The following is a 16,599-nucleotide window of genomic DNA, read 5'->3' as shown; positions in this document are numbered from 1 at the left end:
AGGCCCCGACGGCGTGACGTTGGCGGCAGCCATGGTCGCCGCAGCGATCAGTAGCTGACCACTTCGAGATTGAGCTCGGCGGTGACGTCGTGGTGGAGCTTCACCTGCACCTTGTAGGAGCCGGTGCGATGGATCTCGGGCACCAGGATGTGGCGGCGGTCCACCTCTTTCTTGGTGGCGGCTTCGATGGCCTCGGCCACATCGCCGTTGGTCACCGTGCCGAAGATCACATCGTCGTTGCCGGCCTGCTTCTTGATCGTGAAGCGGCCGATCGTGGCCAGGGCGGTGCGGAAGGCTTCCGCCTCGGCCTTGAGGGCGGCCTGGCGCTCGGCCTCCTTGGCCCGGCGGGCCTCCACCTGACGCATCACCGCGGGGGTCACGGGGATGGCCTTGCCGGTGGGAAGGAGGAAGTTACGGGCGTAGCCGGGGGCCACATCCACGAGATCGCCGTCCTTGCCCAGGCTGAGGACGTCCTCGTTCAGTACGACTTGTACGCGCTTGGCCATGGATTCGAAACCGACGCTCTGACGAAAACCGATTGTTCAACCTACGCCACCGACCGCACCCCGCTCCTGGGCATCCGCCAGGGTGGGGCCGCCGAGGGCCGCCTTGGGCAGCCGCACCTTGGTGGCCAGGCCCAGGACCCGCATCAGGCGGATGTGCTCCCAGGTGAGATCGATCTGACCGGGCTCCAGACCCTGGCGGGCCGAATGGGGGAAGGCATGGTGGTTGTTGTGCCAGCCCTCGCCGAAGGTGAGCGCCGCCACCCAGGGGTTGTTGCGGGAGGCATCGCCGCTGGCATGGCTGACGCGACCCCAGCAATGGGTGGCGGAATTGACCAGCCAGGTGGCGTGATAGACGAGCACCAGGCGCAGGGGGATGCCCCAGAGCACCAGGGCCCAGCCGCCGGCACCGGTGACGGTGCCGATCCAGAACAGCAGGCCGGCCAGGGGGAGCTGCAGGGCCAGGAACCAGTTGTTCAGCCAGCGGTAGTAGGGATCAGCGGCGAGATCACCCGTGAGCCGAGGCACGGCTCCCATGGCCGGGATCTCCTTGAACATCCAGCCCATGTGGCTCCACCAGAAGCCACGGTGGCTGTTGTGATGATCCGCATCCGTATCGGAAAACTTGTGATGGTGACGGTGCAGACCCGCCCAGTCGATCGGGCCGTGCTGGCAGCTGAGGGCGCCACAGGTGGCGAAGAAGCGCTCCAGCCACTGGGGCACGCGGAAGGCCCGATGGCTGAGCAGCCGGTGGTAGCCGATCGTCACGCCCAGGCAGGCGGTGACCCAATAGAGAACCACCAGCGAGGCCACGGCGGGCACGCTCCAGAAGCGAGGCAACAGGGCCACCAGGGCCAGAACGTGGATCGTCGCCATGAAGCCGATGGTGACCCAGCTGCGGCCACTCGGAATTTCCGGGGTGGGCTCACCGCGGCGGGGGCGACGCAGCCGGGCGGAGCGCTGCAGGGCATCCACCGCGGCGACGGACGCCGCCTGGTGGCTGCGCAGACCGGCAGCAGAGGCGGCAGCCGCGGCGACCGGAGAACGTGTAGCTGTGGCGGTCATAACGGACCGGCTCCTGATCAATCGATAAGATGGTAGCAATACGGATCCTGATCAGCAAGTGGGCTATCGAGACAAGCTCGGTGCGGGCCGCGCCGCCTTCGCCCATCTGATCAAGGTGTGGCATGAGCGCAACGACTGGAGTCACCGCGTCTTGCCGGGCCTGGCCGAGGCCCTCGATCTGGGCAAGGTGCACAACTCTCAGATCTCGATGCTGCGCAACGGCAAGCTCGCCTCCCCCGGGCCGGAGGTGTTTCTCGCCCTCGGCAGCGTCAACCAGTGGCTGGCGGCCCAGCCACCCGGGCAACCGCTCACCGCCGAACTGCGCCAGTTGCTGCTGGACACCCCCGAAGCCCTGGAAGCGCTGGCGGTGTCCGCCCAGCCCGTGACCGATCCCCACGGCGGTGTGCTTGGCCCCGGGGAGCTGCTGGAGGTGTTCGTGGGCGTGCGCCAGCCGCCGCCGGCCTTTGACCTGCGGATCGCCGATGCCGAGGCCGCCGGCCTCAGTGCCGCCCTGGCAGGGCTGTTCACCGCTGGCCAGCCGTGGCGGCAGTGCCGCACGCTGCTCCTGGAGGCCTATCCGGTGGCCCGTCGCCAGCGGCGCGAACGCTTCGCGGAGGTGATGGCCGGCCAGAGCGATTACAACGCCAGCGAACTGGATGCCGAACTGCCCGATCTGCGTCGCACCCTGGCGGCGCTGGGGGTGGCGGGAGAGCAGGAGCTGAGCGCCGATCAGTTCCTGGAGCTCCTGCGCGACAGGGCCCGGCAGCAACGGCTCGGAATGAACGGCCATTCCCTCGACCTGGCGGCGGCGATCCGGAGGGAACTTGGGGCGATGCCAGGGCCGCAGAGAGGATCAGGCGAAGCCTGAAGGAACAGGCAGCGCGGCGGCAGCTGAGGCTTCAGGCCCGGTAGTGGGCCACACGGACGCGTCGCGCCCAGCCGAAGGCCCGCAGCAACTTGATGTGCTGCCAGGTGATGTCGAACTCGAACCAGCGCAGGCCGTGGCGGGCGGAGTGGGGATGGGCATGGTGGTTGTTGTGCCAGCCCTCGCCGAAGCTGAGCAACGCCACCCACCAGCAGTTGCGCGACAGATCCGGGCAATCGAAGTTGCGATAGCCGAAGGCATGGGTGGCCGAGTTCACCAACCAGGTGACGTGGTACACGAGAACCAGGCGCAGCGGAATCGCCCAGAGCACCAGGCCCAGGCCACCGCCCCGCACGCCGGCCCTTTCGCCATACCAATACAGAGCCGCCCCGAGGGGCAGTTGCAGCAGCAGGAACCAGCGGTCGAGCCAGCGGTAGAAGGGATCGCGCTGCAGGTCACCGGTGAAGCGGGCCACGTGCTGCACCGCCGGAATCTCGTGCAGCATCCATTCGCTATGGGCCCACCAGAGGCCGCGGGCGGCGTCGTGGTGGTCGTTGGGCTGGTCGGAGAATTTGTGGTGATGGCGATGCAGACCCACCCATTCGATCGGGCCGCTCTGGCAGGCGAGGGTGCCCATCAGCACCAGGGTGCGCTCCAGCCAGAGGGGCGCCACAAAGCTGCGGTGCGCCACCAGGCGATGCAGACCCAGGGTGACGCCAAGAACCGTGACCCAGTAGAGCAAGGCCAGCGCCGCCAGCCCCTGCCAGCTCCAGAACTGCGGCAGCAACGCAAACACGGCCCCCACATGGATGGCCAGCATGAAACCGGTGGTGCCGAGCTTGAACTTGCGTTGCCGCGGCGGCAGCGGCAGGCGCCGGGCCGCCAGGGCGGCACGGATGCGGGCCTCCTTGCGCTCGCGATGGGCGGTGCTGATGGCTTCAGCCCCGTCAGCGGGATCAACACTGTGAACCAGCACGGGCTCACCGGATCGCGGCGCGTTGGGCACTGAACTCAATGCTTCTGGACTGGAAACCAAGGAACTCTCCGGATGTCTCGTGCCTTGGCTTCTCCGTTCTGTAGCCAATGCAGCCAAAGAAATCTAACCGGCGGCAGCATGGGGCCTGCCGATGCACCGTTCGCCGATGGGCCTGCCCGCCGCCAAGCCCAGCGCTGCCCAGCGGGACTGGGCCCGGCAGCGGGTGGAGACCGCCCTGCAGCGGATCGCCCCCCAGGTGGCGGCCCGCACGGCTGGGGTGCGTCCCCGCCTCGAGCGGGTGCTGGAGGCCTTTGCGGCGGAAGGACTGGGGGTGCAGCACTTCGCCTCGGTGAGCGGCTATGGCCACGGCGATCTGGGCCGGGAAGTGCTGGATCGGGTCTTCGCCCGGGTGCTGCAGGCGGAGGCGGCCGCGGTGCGGCTGCAGTTCGTGAGCGGCACCCACGCCATCGCTGCGGCCCTGTTCGGCGTGCTGCGCCCTGGTGATCGACTGCTGGCCCTCACCGGCCGCCCCTACGACACCCTCGAGGAGGTGATCGGCATCCGCGGCAGCGGCCAGGGATCGCTGGCCGAGTTCGGCATCACCTACGACGAACTCGCCCTCACCCCGGATGGACGGGTGGACACCGATCGGCTGGCGGAGGCCCTGGCCCTGCCCACCCGCATGGTGCTGATCCAGCGCAGCTGCGGCTACAGCTGGCGGCCTTCGCTGGACGTGGCGGAGATCGGCCGGCTCTGCGAACGGGTCAAGGCCCTCCAGAGCGGCGTGGTGTGCTTCGTGGACAACTGCTACGGCGAGCTGGTGCAGGAGCAGGAGCCAACGGCGGTGGGAGCCGATCTGATCGCCGGCTCCCTGATCAAGAACCTGGGCGGCACCATCGCCCCCAGCGGCGGCTACGTGGCCGGCCGCGCCGATCTGGTGGAGCAGGCCTGCTGCCGCCTCACAGCGCCGGGCATCGGCAGCGAGGGCGGCAGCGGCTTCGACCTGCACCGTCTGCTCTTCCAGGGCCTGTTCCTGGCCCCGCAGATGGTGGGCGAGGCGCTGATCGGCGCCGATCTGGTGGCCACGGTGTTCTCCGAACGGGGCTATGCCACCAACCCCGGCCCCGGAGCCAGCCGCAGCGACATCATTCAGGCGGTGCGGCTGGGGAATCCCGATCGGCTGCGGCAGATCTGCCGCGCTTTCCAGGCCGCCTCGCCGGTGGGGGCCTATCTCGATCCGGTACCGGCGCCGATGCCCGGCTACGCCAGCGAACTGGTGATGGCCGGCGGCACCTTCATCGACGGCAGCACCAGTGAGTTTTCCGCCGATGCGCCCCTGCGGGAGCCCTACGTGCTGTACACCCAGGGCGGCACCCACCACGCCCACGTGGCCATCGCCCTGGAGCGGGCCCTGGCGGCCCTGAAGGCGAACGACCTGATTCCCGAGTAACCAACCGGCGCCAGCACCGGCGGGCGCTGCCCTCCTCCAGACTGAGCCTGCACAGCCCCGCCTCCGGCCATGGCACTCCACTTCCCCGACGACTGCCGCTACGCCGACAGCCACGAATACGTGCGCGGCGAAGGCGACCAGCTGCGGCTTGGACTGAGCGCCTTCGCCATCGACCAACTCGGCGACATCGTCTTCGTGGAGCTGCCCGAGGTGGGGGCATCCCTGAAGCGGGGCGAGAGCTTCGGCAGCGTCGAATCGGTCAAGGCGGTGGAAGATCTGATGGCGCCGATCAGCGGTGTGGTGGAGGCGCGCAACGAGGCAGTGCTAGCCAGCCCGGAGGAACTGCAGAACGATCCCTACGGAGAGGGCTGGCTGCTGGTGGTGCGTCCCTCCGATCGCGGTGAGCTGGACGCCCTGCTGGAAGCCCCCAGCTACCGGGCCAAGGTGGAAGGCGCCTGAGCCTGCAAGGGCAAGGGAGCTGGCGAGCCTCCCTAGGATCCCGCCCGACCTTGGGCGCAGCTGCGGTGAGCACGGACTTCCTGGAGCGTCATCTCGGTCCGGGGCCCTGGGAGCAACAGCGCATGCTCGAGGAGCTCGGCCTGCCGAGCCTGGACGCGCTGACGGCCTCCGTGGTGCCGGCCGACATCCTGCTGCCGGAGGCGGAGGCCTCCGAAGGCCTGCCGACCGGCTGCGGCGAAGCCGAGGCCCTGAAGGAGTTGGCAACGATCGCCGCGGCCAATCAGATGCATCGCAGCCTGATCGGCCTGGGGTATCACGGCACGGCCACGCCGGCTCTGATCCAGCGTCACGTGCTGGAGAACCCCTGCTGGTACACCGCCTACACCCCGTATCAGGCGGAGATCGCCCAGGGCCGCCTCGAAGCCCTGCTCAACTTCCAGACCCTGGTGAGCGAGCTCACCGGGCTGCCGATCGCCAACGCCTCGCTGCTGGATGAGGCCACCGCCGCCGCCGAGGCGATGGCCCTGGCGCTGGCGGTCTGCAAGCGACCGGAGGCCCACCGCTTCCTGGTGGACCGGGCCGTGCTGCCCCAGACCCTGGCGGTGCTGCAGACGCGGGCCGAACCGCTCGGCATCCGCCTGGAGCTGATCGACGCGGCAGGCTGGCGGGGTGACGGGTCATCAGCGCTCGCAGCTGATCTCTTCTCGGCCGATCTCTTCGCAGCCGATGTCTTCGGCCTGGTGCTGCAGCTGCCCGGCAGCGACGGCCGCCTCTGGGACCCCACGGCCCTGCTGGCCGCCGCCCGGGCGGCGGGGGTGATCAGCACCGTGGCGATCGATCCGCTGGCCCAGGTGCTGCTGGAGCCGGTCGGCGACCTGGGGGCGGACATCGCCGTGGGCAGCCTGCAGCGCTTCGGTGTTCCGATGATGGGCGGCGGCCCCCACGCCGCTTTCTTCGCCACCCGCGACGCCTACAAACGCCAGATTCCCGGCCGTTTGGTGGGACAGTCGCTCGATACGGAGGGCCGGCCGGCCCTGCGGCTGGCGCTGCAGACCCGTGAGCAGCACATCCGCCGCGACAAGGCCACCAGCAACATCTGCACCGCTCAGGTGCTGCTGGCGGTGATGGCCAGCTTCTACGCCGTGCACCACGGCCCCGAAGGGCTCACCGCGATCGCCCGGCGGATCGTGACGCTGCGGGCCCGCTTAGCCGCGGGCCTGGGCGCGATCGGCCTGCCGCCGGAACCCGGCACCGGCTTCGACACCCTGGTGGTGCACAGTCCCGACGCCGCCGCCTTGCTGGATCGGGCGGCCGGAGCCGGCTTCAACCTGCGGGCCGGCATCGACGGCAGCGGTGTGGCGTCAGGGGCCGCGCCGACAGGAGCCATGCCAGCCGTGGCCATCAGCCTCGATGAGCTCAGCAGCGAGGCTGAAGTCGAGCGCCTGCTGGCCGCCCTGGCCGATCCGGATGCGGCCGCCACACCAGCCATGCCGGCGGAGGCCTCCGCCACCAAGCCAGGCCAGGCCACGGCCAGCCCCGGCACAACCGGCAACCCTGAGCCCCCTGCGCTCGCCAGCCTGCTGCCGGATCTGCCCCTGCGCCACCGCCCCTGGCTGACCCAGGAGGTGTTCCACTGCTACCGCAGCGAAACGGAGTTGCTCCGCTACATCCAGCGCCTCGCCAGCAAGGATCTCTCCCTGGTGCACGGCATGATCCCGCTGGGCAGCTGCACCATGAAGCTGAACGCCGCGGCGGAACTGGCGCCTGTCAGCTGGCCCGCCTTCAGCCAGCTCCATCCGTTCGCACCGGCCGAGCAGCTGGCCGGCAGCCGCCGGCTGGTGGACGACCTGGCGCGCTGGCTGGCGGCGATCACGGGCTTCGCCGGGGTGTCGCTGCAGCCCAATGCCGGCTCCCAGGGGGAATACGCCGGACTGCTGGTGATCCGGGCCTGGCATGCCAGCCGCGGCGAGCAGCACCGCAACGTCTGCCTGATTCCCACCAGCGCCCACGGCACCAACCCGGCCAGTGCGGTGATGGCGGGTCTGCGGGTGGTGGCCGTCGCCTGCGACTCCGACGGCAATATCGACCTCACCGACCTGGAGGCCAAGGCCTCGGCCCACGCCGGCGAGCTGGCGGCCCTGATGGTCACCTATCCCTCCACCCACGGTGTCTTCGAGACCGGCATCCGCCGCATCTGTGACCTGGTGCATGAGCACGGCGGCCAGGTCTATCTCGACGGCGCCAACCTCAACGCCCAGGTGGGGCTGTGCAAGCCGGGGCTCTACGGCGCCGACGTCTGCCACCTCAACCTCCACAAGACCTTCTGCATTCCCCATGGCGGCGGTGGACCCGGCGTGGGCCCGATCGGCGTGGCCGCCCATCTGGTGCCGTTTCTGCCCGGCCATCCCCTGGCGGCCTGCGGCGGCACAGCGGCGATCGGCCCGGTGAGCGCCGCCCCCTGGGGCAGCGCCGGCATCCTGCCGATCAGCTGGATGTACATCCGGATGATGGGGGGAGCCGGCCTGCGCCGCGCCAGCCAGGTGGCCCTGCTGGCGGCGAACCTGATCGCCGAGCGACTGGATGCCCATTTCCCGGTGCTCTACCGCGGTGCCAACGGCCGCGTCGCCCATGAATGCATCCTCGACCTGCGGCCACTGAAACGCTCGATCGGGCTGGAGGTCGACGACCTGGCCAAGCGGCTGATGGACTACGGCTTCCATGCCCCCACCGTGAGCTGGCCCGTGGCCGGCACGGTGATGGTGGAGCCCACCGAAAGCGAGGCGCTGGCGGAGATCGACCGCTTCTGCGCCGCCATGGTGGCGATCCGCGCCGAGGCGGCCGCGATCGAGAGCGGCGACGCCGACCGGCTCGACAACCCGCTCAAGCGGGCGCCCCACACCCTGGCCGTGGTGACCGCCGACAGCTGGGAGCGGCCCTACAGCCGCAGCCAGGCGGCCTTTCCGGCCGGCCCCCAGCAACGGGAGAACAAGTTCTGGCCGGCTGTCTCCCGGATCGACAATGCCTACGGCGATCGCCATCTGGTGTGCACCTGCCCGACAGTTGAGGAACTGGCCTCCTGATCGTTCGAGGGGTTACATCTTTTGGCGTAATAGCGCATCATTGCGTCGTTTCGGGGCCAGTTCCATGGGTAGCGGAGGCAACAGCGAAGACGGCTGGGGGACTCAGACCAACTCAGGGCGCTCGCTGCGCGCCCTGAGTTGGTCTGAGTCCGAGGCGGTGCCGGGCCCCTCCCTGCCCCCTCTCCCCAGCATCAACCGCAGCAGCGGCAGCGAAGCCACCACCCGCAGCGATGGCACCAACGTGGTGCGGGTTCCCTTCGGTGTGCGCCAACCCCGCCGTCTCCGGCCGACTCGGCCCGATCACTGGGCCACCCTGGTCCTGCCGTTCCAGGTCGGGGGCTCCACCCCTCCACCCCCTCAGGCCGCCTGAGGGCGAGGACAAGACACGATCCATCCCGCCCTGAGACCTGGCACGAACCAGCTCAGGTCGGGAACTTGCGCAGGACTGATGGGCGGCTCGCCTGCTGAGCCGGCTCAGGCTGCGAAGCCCTGATCAGCAGCCAGGCTCTGATCCAGGAGGCGCCCGTCGATCTCTGCCTTCAGCTGATCGAGTGACGCGGCAGGAAACCGGAAGGGAAGAACCACCATCGGGCTGCGCTCAGGACGCACCAGCCAACCGGCTGGAACCATCGGAATCAGCACGAATCCTCGATAGCGCACCACCACGTTGTCCCGGATGACTGGAGCCATTGACGACAGCACTGATGCGGCGGAGCGGCCTCGGAGTTGCCACTCCGCGCACACACAACGCCCTAAAGAGCGTTACAACGCCATCGTGAAGCAACAACCGCCTGTGCATTGGTCGCGGATGTATCGGATTACGGGTCAAGCACGTCACATTGGGATGAAGAAATCAGAAGCACTATTGCCCATGATGAAGCGACCTGGATGAACAGAGGCTTCCATCCAGGTGTACTGAGCCGAGCCTCGACCTATCGCCGATGACTCAGGCCGCCAGCAGTTCGGGCTCGCGATAAGGGATGAAATTGGCCTTGCGGGTGCCGCAGATCGGGCAGGTCCAGTCGTCTGGGATGGCCTCGAAGGGGGTGCCGGCGGCGATTCCGGAATCGGGATCCCCTTTGACAGGGTCGTAGATCATCGAACACACCTTGCAGATCCACAGCCCGGGCAGCGGGGCCGTCTCGCCGGCCTGGCCCTTGCCCTGCAGCGCTTCGAGGGCAACGCCATAACGGTCGGCATGGTGGTGCTCGATCGGCGTGAGCAGGCCGAAGTTGCTGGCCGCCTTGCGGAAGATGCCGGCGTGTTCCTCGGATTCGTCGATCTGATCCTGGAATTCAGCCGCGGCATCGGCATCCCGATCCACACGGGCCTGGGCCTCGAACTCCGGGTACATGGTGGTGTACTCGTAGGTTTCGCCCTCGATCGCCAGCTCCAGGCAGCGGGCCAGCACAGCCTGCTTCTGCTCCTCGCTCAGGCCGGCGGGATCGGCCACCACCAGCTCGGGATGGAGCAGGCGGAAATGGGCGAAGGCATGCTCGGTTTCCTGATTGGCCGTGTCGCGGAAGAGCTTCGCCAGCTCGGCATGGCCCAGCTGTTTGGCCACATCGGCGAAGAAGAGATATTTGCGGTTGGCCATGCTCTCACCGCCGAAGGCAGCCTCGAGGTTGGCCTGGGTGGAGGGGTTGGACAGATCCATGACGGAAAAACGCAGAGGATGGAGCGCGGCAGAAAAGGACCCGGAAGGATCAACCCGATCAGGATCGAACGCGAGAGGGATGGAGACCGGGCCCACCGTTCTCCAGAGCTTACACGAAGTCATAACCACTTCGGGTTAGAGCGCGAACAGTGTTGGTGAGGGGCTGCCTCCTGCGGCCCCCTCAGTAGTTGGCCCCGCTCCGGCGCTGGTGGACGGCCGTGACTCCCGTGGGATCCAGCAGGCCGCCACTGCTGAGCTCGGCATAGACCAGCCAGTGGTCGCCGCACTCCATCCGCTGCTTCACCCTGCCCTCCAGCCAGGCCAGCGCCTCCGGCAGCACCGGATAGCCCCCAGGACTCTCCTGGAGCTCCAGGCCGGCGAAGCGATCCGCTCCCGGCGGGAACGGCTGCAGAAACTGCTTCATCGGGCCGCTCTGCCGGCCCGCCGCCAGCACGTTGAGCGCAAAGCCATCGCCCACGTGCAGCAGGCTCTCCAGGGCCCGGTCCCGTGCCACCGCCACCGTGAGACCGGGCGGCGAGAAGCTGGCCTGGCTCACCCAGCTGGCCACCATCGCCCCGCTCAGGCGCGTCTCCCCCTCCCCCTTTCGGGTGGTGAGCACACACAGGGAGCCCACCAACCGGCCCAGGGCCAGCACCGCCGGATCGCTGCGGCTTTCGCTCAGACCACCGGCGGCGCTGCGGCGCTGGCTGCGGCGCTGCTCCACCAGCAGGCTGCGGCCCAGGGCCGTGCCGGTTTCCTCGATCGTTTTGATCGTGGCGGCATCGGGACTGAACTTGACCTTGATCGGCTCGAAGGCGAACTGGAAGCCGCCATCGCGCAGCTTGCTCTCGAGCAGATCGAGCGCCTCACCACTCCAGCCGAAGCTGCCGAACACCCCCACCGGCTTGGCCCGATCCCCCTCCGCCAGCAGGGTGCCCAGAGCCGACACAATCGGCGTGGGCGCATGCCCCCCCAGGGTGGGGGAACCGATCAGGACGGCGTCACAGGAGCGGATGGCGGAGAGCAGCTGGTCAGCGGGCGCAAATTCGCAGTTGATGCTCTCGACGCGCACGCCGGTGCGTCCCACCCCCTGGGCCAGGGCATCGGCGATGGCGGCGGTGTTGCCATAGGCGCTGGCGAACAGCAGGGCCACCGACAGCCTGGCGCGGTCCTGGGTTTCGCCCCAGCGGCGGTAATCGGCCAGCAGGCTGCGCCAGCTCTCGGCGATGGCGGGTCCGTGGCCGGGGGCGATGGTGCGGATCGGCAGCTCATCCAGCCGGTTGACCACGACCTCCACCTGGCGGGCGATCGGCGCCATCAGGCAGTCGTAGTAATAGCGGCGGTCTTCCTCGGTGCTGTTGCGGTCGCTTTCGGCCAACACCTCGCTGCAGAGGTGGGCGGCGAAGAACTTGCCGCTCATCAGCAGGCCGGTCTTCTGCTCGAAGGCGATCAGGGCCCCAGGCCAGCGGGGCGTGGGGGTGGGGATCAAGGTGAGCTCATGGCCATCCCCAAGCGGACGGGTCGCCTCCTGCTTCACCACATCGATGGCGGGCAGGGGGGGAATCACCGGTTCGGGCTGGGTGCTGCCCGGAGGGGCCGGTTTGCGCTGGTCCCACAGCTCCGCCAGCAGCTTGGCACCGGTATTGGAGGCCACCAGCATCAGCTGGGGCCACTGGCTGGCCAGGCGCCGCAGCAGGCTCACCCGGTTGGGGTTGACGTGACCCACCACCACCTTCAGGGCCGCCTCGGCCGGCACCAACCCGGCCAACTGCTCCAGGAACGGGGCGGCGAAGGATTCCCCGGGCGGATGCACCAGCACCGGCGGTACCGGCTGGCCAGTCGCGGTGGTTCCGGCGGTGAACAGAAAGCTGTTGGCGCTGGTGCCCCGCTCCAGGCCGTACTCCACCTCGAAGCGCAGCCGCTTGGGACTGAGCCCCCGCAGGCAGACCAGACCGGGTTCGATCGCCAGCTGGATCACCCGGCGTTCTGCGTCACTCGCGCCCATGCTTCGCCGTTCCGGTGGCGGTGACTCTAAGGAGGGGCGACGATCTCAATCCCGTCTGCGTTGACACCACTGACTGATGGTGCTGTCCCAAGACCATGGGTAAGGTCGACCATCCGGGCAGGGCCGTGCATGGAACCGTTGTTCATCGAACTGCAGCTGGCTGGCAATCCCGTTGCATCCATTCTGGCCGGGTTTGGCTACGGGCTTGATTCAAACGGTGGTGGCCTGTCGTCCGATCAGGAGCCGATCGTGATTGGTCTGGAGGCCCCGCTGAGCGGCTCCCAGAAAGCCAATGGGCGCGACATGTGGCGCGGCGCCAAACTGGCAGCTGAGGAGCTGAATCTCGAGGGCGGAATTCTGGGACGCCCGATCGAGCTGGTGAAGGCCGACGACAGGGCCGATCCGGAGCGGGCTTTGCCCGTGGCCCGGAAGCTCAAGCGCCTGGGGGCCGATGCGGTGATCGGCCCCTACAACTCCGGCGTGGGCATCCTCAACCTGCCCTACTACCTCGAGAACGAGATCGTTCCTGTACATCTCACGTCCACGGATGACACCGATGGCGAGGGTGTCACCGTGCAGCCCAAGAACAGCCAGATCGCTCCGGTGGAGGAGGCCTACATCCTCTCCCAGGGCATCAAGACGGTGTCGATGCTGGTGGATCCTTCCACCTTCACCACGGGGATGGCGGATCGGCTCGAGGCGGCCCTCAGGGCAAATGGGGTGGACGTGGAGCGATTCAGCATCACCCCGGGGGCCGAGGACTACAGCGCCGCGATCCAGCAGGCCCTGGCCAGTGACCCCGGCCTGGTTTACGTGAGCACCTATTTCCCGGAGGGCAGTGTCATCGCCAAAGGGCTGGCCGCCAGTGGCAGCGACGCCCAGCGCTTCATGGGTCTGGCCAACGTGGATCCGGCCTTTGTGAAACTGGCCGGGCTCGAGGTGGCCCAGTCCCTTGTGTTCAGCGGTACCCCTGAAGCCGCCCAGTTACCCACGGCCAAGGTCTACGTGAAGGCCTATGAGCAGCGTTTCGATCGCACCCCTAGCGTCTGGGGCACCTTCACCTACGACTCCCTGCAGGTGCTGGCCGAAGCCATGGAGCAGGCCGGCAGCAACCGTTTTGAGCCTGCCCTTGATGCGCTGTTGCAGACCCGCAACTACCAGGGGGCGACCGGCACCATCACGATCGATCCGATCACCGGCAACCGACTGAAGGTGCCCGTGTTCATCCTTCAGGTCAATGCGGAGGGGGTCTACACGATCAAAGGCTGAGCCATGGGTGGGCTTGGGCCCCACTTGCCCCACTTCAATAGTGGTTGCCCACCTTGCGGTGGTGCACGGCGGTGGAGGCCTCCAGATCGGAGACGGTGCCCTGCTCCACGGCGGCGTAGATGATCCAGTGATCCGGACCCTCCATCCGCTGAACAACGCGGCAGCCGAGGTAGGCCAGTGCATCGCCGAGCACCGGGCCGCCAGCGGCGACGCCGTCCAGGGTGGTGACGCCGGCGAAGCGATCGGCACCGGGGGGGAAGCGCTTGAGGAAATGGCGCAGCAGCACCTGGTGGTTGTCCTCCCGCAGGATGTTGAGCACGAAGCGGTCGCCCACCTGCATCAGGGCCTCGATGGCGCGGTCTTTGGCCACCGCCACGGTGAGCCCCGGGGGATCAAAACTCGCCTGGCTCACCCAGCTGGCCACCATCGCACCACTGCGGCTGCCGCCCTCGGCATCGTCCTGGCGTGCCGTCACCACATAGAGGCCTCCTGAAAGGCGGCCAAGCGCTTTGTCGAGGTCGCCGTCAAGGCTCTTCATGGCCGCGATCGTCTTCTCGCGGGTGAGCAGCTGGCCCAGATCGGTGCCGGCCTCCTCGCAGCGCTGGTAATCCTGGCCGTCCGGCACCTGACGGATGCGCAGCGGATCGAAGGCGCTCTTCTGGCCGAGGCTGCGCAGCTGGGCCGCGACCGTGTCGATCGGCTCGTCGTTGCCGCCGTAGGCGTCGTAGCAGGCGACCCACTGCTTCGGCTTGAGGGCCGCCAGCAGGGTGCCCACCTGGGCCTGAAGTTCAGCGTCGGGCGCGGCTGGCCAGGTGGGTACCACCACAGCACTGGCCTCGCCGATCAGCGCAGTGAGTTCCTGGGCATCGGTGGCACGCAGATCCACCAGCTGCACCTGGGCCTCGGCCTTGCCGATGCCACGGGCGATCGCCTGGCTGAGCCGGTCGCAGAAACCGTACTGGCTGAGATAACAGACAGCGGCATAGGCCTCCCCCTTGCTGCGCTGGCTGCTCCAGTCGCGGTAGTCACCCACCCAGAGGCTGAGGTGCTGGCGCAGCAGGGGGCCATGGCCCACGGCGATCGTGGTGATCTCCGGCAACCCCTCCATGCGCTTGAGCGCCTGCAGCACGCTGCGGGCGTTCGGCCCCATCAGGCAGTCGTAATAAAAACGGAAATCCGGGGCGATGGCGCCGGGATCGCTGTCGAACAGCTCCTCGCTGCAGTAATGCAGCCCGAATGCGTCGCAGGTGTAGAGGATACCGGTGCCGTGATCGAAGGAAAAGATCGTGTCCGGCCAGTGCAGGTTGGGAGCACTGAGAAAGTCGAAGCGGTGCTGAATCCCGCTGGCGGAATTGGTACCCAGATCGAGCGTGTCACCGCTCTTCACGGCACGGCTGCGGAACGGGCGGTGGACCTGGTCTTCAAGGAACTGGATCGCCACCTTGGAGGCCACGATCTCGATCTCGGAATTGCGGTCGAGCAGATGGCTGATCAGGCCGGAATGGTCTGGCTCGGTATGGGACACGATCAGATGATCGATCGCCAGAGGATCAATCTCCTGCTCGAGCAGCGGCAGCCAGGTGTCGGCGAATTTGAGGTGGCTGGTGTCGATCAGGGCCGTGCGCTCTCCCCGCACCAGGAAGGCGTTGTAGGTGGTGCCATTGCGCAGACCGAACTCAATATCGAAACGGCTGCGATCCCAGTCGAGGGAGCGGATCGTGGTGGTATCGGCGGCGATCACCTCGCACTGGAGGCTCAGGCGCGGCGGTGCGACAACGCTCATGATCGTCTCCTCCGGGGGCCAGAACTGTAGGCAGACCGGCCCTCCGGCTGGCGGCATGGGGCGAGCCCTCGGTCAGCCCTCGATGCCAGCCGGCCAAGGCGCCGCCAAGCTGGAGCGCACCCTGGGGGCGTGATCACAATGGTGGCAGGCGAAGCCGGACCGCCGGATCCGAACGACCAGTCGCAGGCGGCCCCGAAACCGGGCATGCCGCTCAGTCTCAAGGGCTTTCGGCAGAGCCTGGGGCCCGGCATCCTGCTGGCCGGCGCCGCCATCGGCGGGTCTCACCTGGTGGCCTCCACCCAGGCGGGAGCCCGCTTCGGCCTCGGCCTGCTGGGTTTCGTGCTGCTGGCCAACCTGTTCAAGTACCCCTTCCTGCTGGTGGGCAGCCGGTTCACGGCCGTCACCGGGCTGAGCCTGCTGGAGGGCTATCAGCGCCAGTGGCCCTGGTACCTGCCCCTGTTTCTGCTGATCACCCTGGCCACCGGCGTGGCCAACATCGCGGCGGTGGCCTCCGTCTGCGGCAGCCTGGCCACCAGCATGGTGCCGATGAACCTGCCCGGTGGGCTGAGCACACCGGCGGGGCTGGCCCTGCTGATCCTGGGGGTCTGCGTGGCCGTGCTGCTGCTGGGCCACTACCGCAGCCTCGATCGACTCAGCAAGGGCATCGTGCTGCTGCTCACGATCAGCACGGTGGTGGCGGCGGTGGCCGTGCTGGGCCGGGGACCGGTCGCCGCCGGCAACGCCGACCTGTTCAGCCCCAGTCCCTGGAGCCTGACGGCCCTGCCGTTCCTGGTGGCCCTGATGGGCTGGATGCCCTGCCCGCTCGATCTGGCGGCCTGGTCGTCGCTGTGGATCTTCGCGCGGCAGGACGACTCGGGCCATCGCGGCTCCCGCGCCGAAGTGGAAGCCGACTTCAACCTCGGCTACCTGCTCACGGTGGCGATGGCGGTGCTGTTTCTGTTGCTGGGCGCCTGGGTGATGCACGGCACCGGGCAGGCGTTCTCCCCCAGCGGCGCGCGCTTCGCCCAGCAGCTGATCACCCTCTACACCGCCAGCCTCGGTGGCTGGGCCTATCCGGTGATCGCGATCGCGGCCTTCACCACGATGTTCAGCACCACCCTCACCTGCCTGGACGGCTATCCCCGCTCCACCTCCGCCGGCTTTCGGCTGCTGCGCGGCTTCCGCGGCCACGCCGTCCATGACCGGCGGGATCACGGCATCTGGATGGTGCTGCACGGTGTCGGAGCCGCCGCGGTGCTCGCCTTCTGGCCCGGTTCGATGGGAGCGCTGGTCCAGCTGGCGATGGTGGTCTCGTTCCTCACCACACCGGTGCTGGCCTGGATGAACCTGCGGGTGATGCAGGGCCGCCAGGTGGCCCCTGCCGATCGGTTCGGAACCGTGCAACTGCTGGTGGCACGCATCAGCCTGATCGTGCTCAGCGCCTTCGTGGTGCTGTTCGGCATCAGCCTCTCGCAGGGCTGAATCCA

Annotated in this window: 15 protein-coding genes; 8 read left to right on the top strand and 7 right to left on the bottom strand. The window is 68.2% G+C overall.

Translation table 11 applies throughout. The annotated features are described in order from the left end of the window. Positions 1 to 47: 47 nt before the first annotated feature. Both rplI and H8F24_RS06125 read right to left on the bottom strand, forming a co-directional pair. Entirely contained in the window at positions 48 to 506 is a 459-nt protein-coding gene (gene rplI, locus H8F24_RS06130; protein WP_197157652.1) for a 50S ribosomal protein L9, read from the bottom strand. Between the two features lie 36 nt (positions 507 to 542). After that, positions 543 to 1,568 carry a fatty acid desaturase gene (locus H8F24_RS06125; protein WP_197171429.1) on the bottom strand — a complete coding sequence of 342 codons (1,026 nt, stop codon included), beginning with the start codon at positions 1,566 to 1,568 and terminating at the stop codon, positions 543 to 545. 58 nt (positions 1,569 to 1,626) lie between these two features. Between H8F24_RS06125 and H8F24_RS06120 the strand changes: the two genes are divergently transcribed. Then, the gene (locus H8F24_RS06120; RefSeq protein WP_197157656.1) at positions 1,627 to 2,436 is read left to right on the top strand and encodes a hypothetical protein; all 810 of its coding nucleotides are present in this window, start codon (positions 1,627 to 1,629) and stop codon (positions 2,434 to 2,436) included. Between the two features lie 31 nt (positions 2,437 to 2,467). Here H8F24_RS06120 and H8F24_RS06115 read toward each other — a convergent pair whose 3' ends face one another. Further along, on the bottom strand, positions 2,468 to 3,367 hold the full coding sequence (locus H8F24_RS06115) for a fatty acid desaturase (RefSeq protein ID WP_231598239.1): 900 nt from the start codon (positions 3,365 to 3,367) through the stop codon (positions 2,468 to 2,470). A gap of 208 nt (positions 3,368 to 3,575) precedes the next feature. Here H8F24_RS06115 and H8F24_RS06110 point away from each other — a divergent pair, with 208 nt between their 5' ends. The 4 genes from H8F24_RS06110 to H8F24_RS06095 all read left to right on the top strand — a co-directional run bounded on the left by H8F24_RS06110 (position 3,576) and on the right by H8F24_RS06095 (position 8,768). Beyond that, positions 3,576 to 4,859 carry a methionine gamma-lyase family protein gene (locus H8F24_RS06110; protein ID WP_197171427.1) on the top strand — a complete coding sequence of 428 codons (1,284 nt, stop codon included), beginning with the start codon at positions 3,576 to 3,578 and terminating at the stop codon, positions 4,857 to 4,859. 69 nt (positions 4,860 to 4,928) lie between these two features. Further along, complete coding sequence (gcvH, locus tag H8F24_RS06105; RefSeq protein ID WP_197157659.1) at positions 4,929 to 5,318, top strand: glycine cleavage system protein GcvH; 390 nt, start codon at positions 4,929 to 4,931, stop codon at positions 5,316 to 5,318. Between the two features lie 122 nt (positions 5,319 to 5,440). Continuing rightward, positions 5,441 to 8,398, top strand: coding sequence for an aminomethyl-transferring glycine dehydrogenase (gcvP, locus tag H8F24_RS06100; protein ID WP_231598238.1), 2,958 nt, complete (start codon positions 5,441 to 5,443; stop codon positions 8,396 to 8,398). A gap of 172 nt (positions 8,399 to 8,570) precedes the next feature. After that, entirely contained in the window at positions 8,571 to 8,768 is a 198-nt protein-coding gene (locus tag H8F24_RS06095; protein ID WP_231598237.1) for a hypothetical protein, read from the top strand. Positions 8,769 to 8,872: 104 nt separating this feature from the next. Here the strand turns inward: H8F24_RS06095 and H8F24_RS06090 are convergent, their stop codons facing one another. The 3 genes from H8F24_RS06090 to H8F24_RS06080 all read right to left on the bottom strand — a co-directional run bounded on the left by H8F24_RS06090 (position 8,873) and on the right by H8F24_RS06080 (position 12,060). After that, the gene (locus H8F24_RS06090) at positions 8,873 to 9,088 is read right to left on the bottom strand and encodes a hypothetical protein (RefSeq protein WP_197157663.1); all 216 of its coding nucleotides are present in this window, start codon (positions 9,086 to 9,088) and stop codon (positions 8,873 to 8,875) included. Positions 9,089 to 9,344: 256 nt separating this feature from the next. Next, positions 9,345 to 10,055: a rubrerythrin family protein gene (locus H8F24_RS20020; protein WP_197171423.1), complete on the bottom strand. Its 711-nt coding sequence runs from the start codon at positions 10,053 to 10,055 to the stop codon at positions 9,345 to 9,347. 181 nt (positions 10,056 to 10,236) lie between these two features. Further along, positions 10,237 to 12,060, bottom strand: a complete 1,824-nt coding sequence (locus tag H8F24_RS06080) for a diflavin flavoprotein (RefSeq protein WP_197171421.1) — start codon at positions 12,058 to 12,060, stop codon at positions 10,237 to 10,239. A gap of 129 nt (positions 12,061 to 12,189) precedes the next feature. Here H8F24_RS06080 and H8F24_RS06075 point away from each other — a divergent pair, with 129 nt between their 5' ends. Then, positions 12,190 to 13,329 (top strand): branched-chain amino acid ABC transporter substrate-binding protein, encoded by a 1,140-nt coding sequence (locus tag H8F24_RS06075; RefSeq protein ID WP_197171419.1) that lies wholly within the window; start codon positions 12,190 to 12,192, stop codon positions 13,327 to 13,329. A 34-nt stretch (positions 13,330 to 13,363) separates the two neighbouring features. On the opposite strand, the gene H8F24_RS06070 is transcribed toward H8F24_RS06075, so the two are convergent. Beyond that, entirely contained in the window at positions 13,364 to 15,112 is a 1,749-nt protein-coding gene (locus H8F24_RS06070; RefSeq protein ID WP_197171418.1) for a diflavin flavoprotein, read from the bottom strand. On the opposite strand from H8F24_RS06070, the gene H8F24_RS19880 reads away from it, so the two are divergent. Further along, entirely contained in the window at positions 15,111 to 15,245 is a 135-nt protein-coding gene (locus H8F24_RS19880; RefSeq protein WP_255518225.1) for a hypothetical protein, read from the top strand. The two genes, H8F24_RS06070 and H8F24_RS19880, sit on opposite strands and share 2 nt — an antisense overlap. 5 nt (positions 15,246 to 15,250) lie before the next feature. Next, positions 15,251 to 16,594 carry an NRAMP family divalent metal transporter gene (locus tag H8F24_RS06065; RefSeq protein ID WP_231598143.1) on the top strand — a complete coding sequence of 448 codons (1,344 nt, stop codon included), beginning with the start codon at positions 15,251 to 15,253 and terminating at the stop codon, positions 16,592 to 16,594. Positions 16,595 to 16,599 lie beyond the last annotated feature (5 nt).

The organism is Synechococcus sp. CBW1002, from assembly GCF_015840915.1.
Taxonomy (GTDB): Bacteria; Cyanobacteriota; Cyanobacteriia; order PCC-6307; family Cyanobiaceae; genus CBW1002.
The sequence above is the reverse complement of the archived record's forward strand: the minus strand, read 5'-3'. Positions and strand labels throughout refer to the sequence as shown.